Consider the following 9,400-nt stretch of genomic DNA (forward strand, 5'->3'; position numbering starts at 1 on the left):
GGAAGTTCAAACCGAAGGAGTTAGATGACGTCAAGGTCATGTATCTTCACGGCCATGGACCAGGGCTTCTTTTGACCAAGAAGAAACCAGTTTATAAATTAGAGGACTTGAAAGGAATGAAGATACGGGCCACGGGCTTGAGCTCAAAAATTGTCGAGGTCCTTGGGGGCGCACCGGTTGGGATGTCGATTGCTGAAGCCTACGATGCCCTGCGGACGGGTGTGGCCGATGGTATCACGGTCCCTGTTGAAGCCCTACAGCAGTGGAAGTTCGCAGACTGGATAGAATATGTTACCGAAGACTATGGTGTGGCCTACACCACGACCGGTTTTTGTGTCATGAACAAAACCAAATGGAATAGTCTTCCTCCGGATATTCAGAGTATAATCGAAAAGGTTAATGCAGAGTGGATAGAAAAAACCGGTCAATTATGGGATCAGGTGGACAAGGAAGGCAAAGTCTACGCACAGGGCAAAGGTATAAAGTTCATACCACTCTCAAAAGATGAAGACGCCCGATGGGCGGCAAGGGTTAAACCGATCATTGGGGAATATGTAAAAACCATGAAAGCGAAGAATCTGCCCGGTGAGGAAGCTTTAAACTTTTGCCTGAACTACTTGAAAAAGAATCAACAGTAGTCTATATAGTTCTGGCTTGTGAAGCGCCAGTGGTTTGATCTAAAGGGGTCCGAAACAAAGTGTCTGCTCTTTTTTGGGTAGTTTTTTCCGGACCCCCTTATTTTGAGGTCTCAAGGGCGCACATAATATTTTCTGGTAAAACGCTGTCATTATCGGAGAGGTGTGCCGAATGGGCATGAAAAATATAATTAAAACAGCCTGTGTGGCGTGCCAGGCAGGGTGTGGCTTACTCGTGTATGTAGAGGAAGGTAAGATTACCAAACTATCAGGTGATCCCGAAAGTCCAGTAAACCTGGGGAAGCTTTGTTTAAAAGGAGCAGCCTCTCTTGACTACTTGCGTCATCCGGCACGGCTTAAATACCCGTTGAGGAGAACCCGAGAGCGTGGCAGTGGACAGTGGGAGTGCATCTCATGGGATAAAGCCCTCGATGAGGTGGCTAAATCCCTGATAAAGGCAAAAACGATGTACGGGACTGAGAGTGTGGTCTTTATGAGAGGCTCCTTCAAAGGGGGCTATGAAGGTGCGTATCTTGCCCGCTTTGCCAATGCCTTTGGCTCGCCTAATATCGCTTCAATGGCGTCTGTCTGTTTCCAGCCGAGGGTCTACGGAAGTATGATCACACACGGTTTCAATCCTGTGCCCGATTATGACTATCCACCAGCCTGCATACTGATATGGGGGGCAAACCTGCCTGAAACACGCTTCGGGGAAGGGCTCGACACGTTAAAGGCATTGCAAAATGGTTCAAAGTTGATTGTTGTCGATCCGCGCAAAATCAACCTTGCGCATAGAGCCAAGATCTGGCTGCAATTACGGCCAGGCTCGGATCTGGCGCTTGCACTCGGTCTGATCCATGTAGTCATGAAAGAAGGCTTTTGCGATCAGGCTTTTGTAGATAAATGGACCATTGGTTTCGATGAACTGAAGAATCATATAGAGCAATATACCCCGGAAGTAGTGGAAAAGATAACATGGGTGCCAGAAGATCTCATCAGGGATGCAGCGCGACTTTATGCAACATCTAAGCCAGCCGTACTACAGGCAGGAAATGCAATTGATCACACCGCAAATAACTTCCAGACAGCACGGGCACTTGCAATTCTTCGAGCTATTACCGGAAACCTCGGCATTCCCGGCGGGGAACTTGCCTGTTCGCAACCAGATATCGTGCAAATGGGATCACCAGAATTTGACTTGAGGGATAAGCTCTATAAAGAGGTGCGAGACAAACGGCTCAATGCAGGCGATAGATTTCTCCCCTTTGTATTTTACGCGCTTCCACAGAGCATAGTAAAAGCAGTTCTGAAAGGCGAGCCTTACAAGGTGCATGCTGCCTATATTCTTGGTGGCAACATGCTCCTGACCTACACTAATTCCCAGAACGTATACAAAGCACTGAAGGAGATCGATTTTCTGGCAGTTGCCGATATGTTCATGACACCTACGGTCGCTATGGCCGATATCGTTTTTCCCGTTGGAAGTTTCCTTGAAACAAATGGCATTATCACACCGCCCTATTATCCTATCGTTCAGGTACAGCAGAAGGTTGCCCAAGTAGGTGAATGCCGTTCTGATTACGAGATACTGGCAGGCCTTGCTCGAAGGACAGGTATCGGTGAGTGGTTCTGGGATAACGAAAAAGAATGTCTTGATTATATCATGAAACCGGCAGGGCTAACGTTTGAAGAATTCGGAAAAGTAGGCACACTGGTCGGAAAAAAAGAGTACCGCAAACACGAGAAGGGCGGGTTCTCAACTCCTTCGAAAAAGGTAGAAATTTACTCCCAACGCCTGAAAGACTGGGGGTTCGATCCCCTGCCTACATATCGGGAAATCTCGGAAACACCGTTGAGCACGCCTGAGCTTACCAAGGAATATCCCCTAGTGCTCACTTCGTGGAAAACTGAAGAATACCGCCACTCTGGCGGACGACAGGTTGAATATTTGAGAAAACGTCATCCTGAACCTCTCGTCTCTATCCATCCAGACACAGCAACAAGGTTTGGCATCACAGACGGCGATATGGTCTGCATCGAGACAAAGCGCGGGAGGATATATCAAAAGGCCGCGGTGACAACCGATATCGACCGGCGGGTGGTGGGCGTAGACTATGCATGGTGGTTCCCCGAAAAGGGTTCCGAAAATATGTACAACTGGGCTGAAGCAAACGTGAATATCCTAACGGATGATGGCCTACCGTGGGGCAATGAGATGGGTACGCCAAACCTGCGGGGGATCCTGTGCAAGGTGTACAAAGCATCTGTTTGATGGTCTTGTTAAGGGGAAACCAAAGAGAGGCAATATGGACATCCTATAATTCTCCTGTCAAGAAGAAATGACATAAAAAAATCAGCTCCATAATATCAAGGGGTTAGCAATGCTGCCTTTTTCAGAATAAATCTCCCCTCTTGGTTCTTTACATGGAACCCTTCACGGTGTCCGGCGAACTTCTCATCAATAAGCGAATCCGCACCTTATCGTTTTCAGTATCCGGTATCTCCTGTATGGAGCACCCATCATCCTTTATCCAGGTTGCATGATTCAAGTGAGAGGCCCTTAAATTGTCCCTCCCGAGGTCATTCGTCTCAACGTCCTTCAATGTTCAATAACTATGATTTCCACACCGGCAGATAACAACAGGCCAAAAGCAAAAGGCTACTCAACAAATGCTATAGCGCTTCTTTTGGCCTTGAACGTTATCCTCTCTTTCTCCTGGTAATCTTTAATCTCTGAGAATCTTCAACCGTCAACAGTGGTAGATGAAATGTTTAAAAATTTGATGATATCAAGGGACTACTTTTTCATTAAGTTGGAACATTGAAACGGGAAGGGAATAAGGCATTTGCATCCAACAAAAAGGGCAAACCAGGAAAGGTTTGCCCCAAGTTTTTTCTGCCTACTGCTTACTCCTTACTTTTTCCACTCTTCACTCACCACTTCCGACTTCCGCTTCACTTTCCCTTCGGTGCTTTTATAATCAATACCAGTGCTGCAGATGCAAGACACATTACACCGGAGATAATGAAAGAAGTGACATAGCTTCCTGCATTGTACGGTTTTGTTAAGATAGCGCCAGCCTTATCTACGGTCTCAAAGGGGATCTTTTGAACAACGTTCATAAGTTTCGGCGCAAGCCATGGTCCGAACAATCCGCCTGCTCCGTATGCGGTAAACATGAAACCGTAATTTGCACCCACATTTTTGGTACCAAAATAATCTGCGGTAAAGGCAGGGTATAGTGCGAGAAATCCGCCAAAGCAAAAGCCAACACAGGAAACGCCGAATATATAAAGGGCATAGGATGAAAGACCATTTAATATAAGCATTATCACTCCACTGAATACAAACATGATTAAGAGGGTTGTTTTTCTTCCTATGCTATCGGATATTTTACCCCAGAAAATCCTCCCCGCACCGTTGAGTATTGATACAATGATGACAGCCGTTGCGCCTTTTGTGATGATATCTGCATAGGTATCTTTTGGAATTGTACTCATGTTTTTCACAATGCTGAGCATGGAAAAGGACTGCCATATATTGGTGATGTTCATGATTATCATCAGTCCTGCTGTACATCCGGCGAAATAGGTGAGCCATAAAAGCCAGAACTGGGGGGTTTTAATCATTTCCCCCATTGTGTAATCAGCTTTTGATGCCGCAGTTGTGCCAGCAGCAGGGGCGGGAGGATTCCAGCCTGCAGGCTTATAACCAGCTGGTGGGTTTATCATAAACTGTGCGCCAATTATTACAGCAATTAAAAATATAATACCGAGGTATAAAAAGGTAGTCATTACACCAGAAGATGCAATGAGTGACTTTGCGACAGGGGTAAATACGAGGGCACCTGCACCAAAACCGGCAACAGCAAGTCCTGTAATCAACCCCCTTTTATCTGGAAACCATTTCACACAGGTAGCGATCGGGCATACATAGGCGGCGCCTATTCCAAAACCACCGATGACACTAAACCCTATGGTAAACATTGCAAGATCTTTTGAGAATGAGGCTATCAAAAGACCTGCGCCTAACAATACACCCCCTATGGTTGCAATAATTCTTGGTCCTATCTTGTCCTGGATTCTTCCCGCGATAATCATACTTAAAGCAAAACAGGCAAGAACGAGCTGAGAAGGAAGGGCAAGGTCTGTGTCAGACCAGTTGGGAAAGTTTGCTTTTAAGCCAGGTTTGAAAACACTATAAATATATATAGCGCCAAGGCTTATCTGAATTAATAGTGCCCCTACCACTACAAGCCAGCGATTGAAAGTTTTTTCTTCCGCCATAAAAACACCTCCTGAAATTTAACTTGAACAGTAAATTTGAATGAATTTCTGAAAGTTATTATACTCTGAAAGATATTGTCAAGTTTTTTCTATTTTTGTGTGGTTTTTTTTCAGAATGCTGACCACTGAACTTTGACTGCTCATAACAAATTGATATAGAGACAACGTTATAACAAAAATATAATACTCTCTACCAGCTTAGAATTATATAAAAAAGTCTTGACATAAAAAGGTAAAATCGTTTAATATACCAGAGCTTTTTTGGTCGTAGCTTTTATCCCTTAAAAGGGATTATTTTTTTGGAGGTAAAATCAATGCCTACTATTAACCAATTGGTAAGGCTGGGGAGAAAAGTTGTCAAAAAGAAGAGTTCCTCGCCTGCCCTTACGAACTGTCCACAGAAAAGGGGAGTTTGCGTTAGGGTATACACAACGACTCCAAAAAAACCAAATTCAGCACTACGAAAGGTTGCCCGTGTAAGACTGACGAATGGTATCGAAGTTACCACATATATTCCAGGGATAGGACACAACCTACAGGAGCACTCTGTGGTCTTGATAAGAGGCGGAAGGGTAAAAGACTTACCAGGCGTGAGATACCATATAATAAGGGGTTCTCTGGATGCAAGTGGTGTAGCAGGAAGGAAGAAGAGTAGGTCTAAATACGGTGCAAAAAGACCTAAATAGTAGAGGAGTTTGAACAATGCCAAGAAAGGGACACGTAGCAAAAAGGGAGAAACTGCCTGATCCAAAATACAACGATTTGCTTGTGGAAAGATTGATAAACTGTGTTATGTTGGACGGGAAAAAGAGTATTGCTACGAATATAGTGTATAGTGCCTTTGACATGATTGAAAGCAAGATGAAGGAAGAGGCCTTAAAGGTATTTCATAAAGCAATAGACAATATCAAGCCGGAATTAGAGGTAAAGGCAAGACGTGTTGGTGGGGCTACATATCAGGTTCCGGTTGAGGTGAGAATGAATAGAAAGCTGTCTTTAGGGATAAGATGGTTGATAAAATATGCAAAAGAAAGATCCGAGAGAACAATGATAGAGAAGATTGCAGGAGAGATTGTTGATGCTTACAACAATAAAGGCGGAGCTGTAAAGAAGAGAGAGGATACCCACAAGATGGCTGAAGCCAACAAGGCTTTTGCCCATTACAGATGGTAATTTTAGCATGAATCGTATAATTAGAAACGTTGGAATAATGGCCCATATAGATGCAGGGAAGACAACCGCTACAGAGCGGATACTCTTTTATACAGGGGTAAATAGTAGAATGGGTGAAGTAGATGATGGCGCTGCAACAATGGATTGGATGGAAGAGGAGAAAGAGAGAGGAATCACAATAACCGCAGCAGCTACCACATGTTTCTGGAGTGATCATAGAATAAATATTATAGATACCCCCGGGCATATCGATTTCACGATAGAGGTAGGAAGATCGCTTCGGGTTCTGGATGGGGCGGTTGCCCTTTTCTCGGGCGTAGAGGGCGTTGAGCCTCAATCAGAGACTGTCTGGAGGCAGGCTGATAGATACAGGGTTCCGAGGATAGGTTTTGTAAACAAGATGGATAGACCGGCTTCGGATTTCAATAGATGTGTTAAGATGATGCGTGACATTTTAAAGGCCAATCCATTGGTTCTTCAGATTCCCATTAAAGATGGTGATGAATTCATAGGGGTTGTAGATGTAATAAGGGAGAGGGCCATCTTCTATGACAAAGATAGCAAGGGGTTGGAGTATTCTATAGGTGATGTGCCGGAACACTTGCAGAAAGAAGTCCTTTTGACAAAAGAAAAGGTAATGGAATTACTCTCTGAAGTGGATGACCATCTTATGGAATTGTTTTTGGAAGGTCACAACGTCGAAGAGGATGAAATTAAAAGGGTGATTAGAAAAGGGACCCTGAATGGGAGTATCCTGCCTGTATTATGTGGAAGTGCCTTTAAGAACAAAGGGATTCAACCGCTTCTCGATGCCATAGTGGATTATCTTCCCTCACCTCAAGATGTATCCCCATATGAGTACTGGACTGAGGAAGGGGATGAAAGGCATCTCAATGGTACAAAGGATGAACCATTTAGCGGCCTGGTATTTAAGATTATGAATGACCCCTTTGTGGGTCAACTGAGTTATCTGAGGGTTTATTCAGGGGAATTGAAGACGGGTGATACAGTCTTAAATAGTGCGAAATCGAAGACCGAAAGGATAGGCAGGATATTAAGACTCCATGCGAATAAAAGGGAGGGGATAAAGAAGGTAGAGGCAGGCGATATCTGTGCCATTGTTGGCTTAAAAGGGGCATCAACCGGGGATACACTGAGTAGCCCCGATCTCGATATATTGTTTGAGACAATAGAGGTTCCATCACCAGTTGTATCCTGTGCTATTACACCAAAGAAGAAAGACGACCTTAAAAAGATGTGGCTCGTCTTTAATAAATATACTGTTGAGGACCCATCATTGAACGTAAAACTGGACAGTGAGACCGGGGAGGTCATACTTTCCGGAATGGGAGAACTCCACTTAGAAATAATTATGGACAGGGCAAAGAGGGAACACAACCTTGATATGCTGTCTTCCCCGCCACAGGTAGCGTACAGAGAAACCATTACGAAAAAGGTGAACGGTGTGGGGAAGTATATAAAGCAATCAGGTGGAAGGGGACAGTATGGTCATGTGGTGCTTCAGATTTCTCCCCTTGATGGCACAGATTATATCTTTGAGAACAAAACAGTCGGTGGTGTAATCCCCAGGGAATATATTTCCAGTATAGAATCCGGAATAAAAGAGACATTAGAGAAGGGTATTGTACTCGGGTATCCATTGATAAATATAAAGGTTGAACTTATCGATGGGTCTTTTCATGAGGTAGACTCTTCAGAACTCGCCTTTAAACTTGCTGCATCAATAGGGTTAAAAGATGCTGTGCTCAAAGCAAATCCTGTAATCCTTGAGCCTGTTATGAAGGTAGATATTAATATTCCTGCTGATTGTCTGGGTCCTGTTATTGGTGATATCTCATCAAGGCGTGGCAGAATTGCTGAACTGGGCGATAGGAATGATTTTAAATATATTGTTGCTTACATACCATTGGAAGAGATGTTTGGGTATACTACGCATCTTCGTTCTGTTACACAGGGAAGGGGTTATTATAGTATGGAATTTTTCCACTATACACCTGTACCTGCACATATTTATGAAAATTTAATTAATAAAAATAGAGAAAAAACAGTAACGGAGGTTCTGTATGGCTAAGAAAAAGTTTGAAAGGACAAAACCCCATGTCAACATAGGAACCATAGGACACATAGATCATGGAAAGACTACCCTGACATCAGCCATTACCCGCTGTCTTGCCCAGAAGGGAATGGCTACCTGGATCCCCTTTGATCAGATAGATAAGGCACCTGAAGAAAAGGAGAGAGGGATTACCATCGCCACAGCCCATGTGGAGTATGAGACAAAGAAGAGACACTATGCCCACGTGGACTGCCCTGGTCATGCCGACTACATCAAGAACATGATCACCGGTGCTGCCCAGATGGACGGTGCAATCCTTGTGGTCGGTGCAAACGATGGTCCCATGCCACAGACGAGAGAGCACATCCTCCTTGCCCGTCAGGTCGGTGTCCCCTTTATCGTGGTCTATCTCAACAAGGTTGATATGGTGGATGATCCTGAACTTATTGAGCTCGTCGAAGTAGAACTCCGTGAACTCTTAACCAAGTATGAATTCCCCGGGGATGATATTCCCATCGTCAAAGGGAGTGCCTTAAAGGCATTAGAGTGTGGATGTGGGAAGGAAGACTGCCCCAACTGTAAGAGCATCTTTGAGCTTATGGATGCAGTGGACAGCTACATCCCTGAACCTGTCCGTGATACGGACAAACCCTTCCTCATGCCGGTAGAAGACGTCTTCTCAATCAGCGGGAGGGGAACTGTGGTGACAGGTCGTGTGGAGAGAGGTGTCATCAAACCAGGAGGGGAAGTAGAGATTATCGGGTTCAGACCCACCCAGAAGACCGTTGCCACCTCTGTTGAGATGTTCCGCAAGATCCTGGACCAGGGTCAGGCAGGTGATAACATCGGTGTACTCCTCCGTGGTACCAAGAAGGATGAAGTGGAGAGGGGTCAGGTCCTCGCCAAACCGGGGAGCATCACCCCCCATACGAAGTTTAAAGGAGAGGTCTACATTCTTACCAAGGAAGAGGGTGGCCGTCATACCCCGTTCTTCTCAGGATACCGGCCCCAGTTCTATCTGAGAACCACCGATGTGACCGGTGTGGCACGACTCCCTGAAGGTGTGGAGATGGTGATGCCAGGGGACAATGTGACCCTTACAGTAGAGCTTGTGACACCCATTGCCCTGGAGAAGGAACTCCGCTTTGCCATACGGGAAGGCGGGAAGACTGTGGGAGCAGGTGTGGTCACAGAGATTATAGAGTAGAGAGGATAGAAGATGAGGCAG

Annotated in this window: 8 protein-coding genes; 6 read left to right on the plus strand and 2 right to left on the minus strand. The window is 45.1% G+C overall.

What is annotated here, in order from left to right; translation table 11 throughout:
• On the plus strand, window positions 1–638 hold a 638-nt coding region (gene dctP / locus NTU69_09190; GenBank protein ID MCX5803682.1), incomplete at its 5' end, for a TRAP transporter substrate-binding protein DctP.
• 175 nt (window positions 639–813) lie between these two features.
• Window positions 814–2,907 carry a molybdopterin-dependent oxidoreductase gene (locus NTU69_09195; GenBank protein MCX5803683.1) on the plus strand — a complete coding sequence of 698 codons (2,094 nt, stop codon included), beginning with the start codon at window positions 814–816 and terminating at the stop codon, window positions 2,905–2,907.
• Between the two features lie 148 nt (window positions 2,908–3,055).
• Here the strand turns inward: NTU69_09195 and NTU69_09200 are convergent, their stop codons facing one another.
• Together NTU69_09200 and NTU69_09205 are read right to left on the minus strand one after the other, a co-directional pair.
• Window positions 3,056–3,238 carry a hypothetical protein gene (locus tag NTU69_09200; protein MCX5803684.1) on the minus strand — a complete coding sequence of 61 codons (183 nt, stop codon included), beginning with the start codon at window positions 3,236–3,238 and terminating at the stop codon, window positions 3,056–3,058.
• Between the two features lie 352 nt (window positions 3,239–3,590).
• Entirely contained in the window at window positions 3,591–4,922 is a 1,332-nt protein-coding gene (locus tag NTU69_09205; protein ID MCX5803685.1) for an OFA family MFS transporter, read from the minus strand.
• Between the two features lie 314 nt (window positions 4,923–5,236).
• On the opposite strand from NTU69_09205, the gene rpsL reads away from it, so the two are divergent.
• The 4 genes from rpsL to tuf are packed head-to-tail and all read left to right on the plus strand — an operon-like array spanning window position 5,237 to window position 9,379.
• Window positions 5,237–5,608, plus strand: coding sequence for a 30S ribosomal protein S12 (gene rpsL, locus NTU69_09210; GenBank protein ID MCX5803686.1), 372 nt, complete (start codon window positions 5,237–5,239; stop codon window positions 5,606–5,608).
• A 16-nt stretch (window positions 5,609–5,624) separates the two neighbouring features.
• Entirely contained in the window at window positions 5,625–6,095 is a 471-nt protein-coding gene (gene rpsG, locus NTU69_09215) for a 30S ribosomal protein S7 (protein MCX5803687.1), read from the plus strand.
• Window positions 6,096–6,102: 7 nt separating this feature from the next.
• A complete protein-coding gene (fusA, locus tag NTU69_09220) occupies window positions 6,103–8,187 on the plus strand; it encodes an elongation factor G (protein MCX5803688.1) in 2,085 nt (694 codons plus the stop codon).
• Window positions 8,180–9,379, plus strand: coding sequence for an elongation factor Tu (gene tuf, locus NTU69_09225; protein MCX5803689.1), 1,200 nt, complete (start codon window positions 8,180–8,182; stop codon window positions 9,377–9,379). The genes fusA and tuf overlap by 8 nt, the downstream gene beginning before the upstream one ends.
• The last annotated feature ends 21 nt before the right edge of the window (window positions 9,380–9,400 follow it).

Source organism: Pseudomonadota bacterium (genome assembly GCA_026388215.1).
In the GTDB taxonomy this organism is placed as follows: domain Bacteria; phylum Desulfobacterota; class Syntrophorhabdia; order Syntrophorhabdales; family Syntrophorhabdaceae; genus JAPLKF01.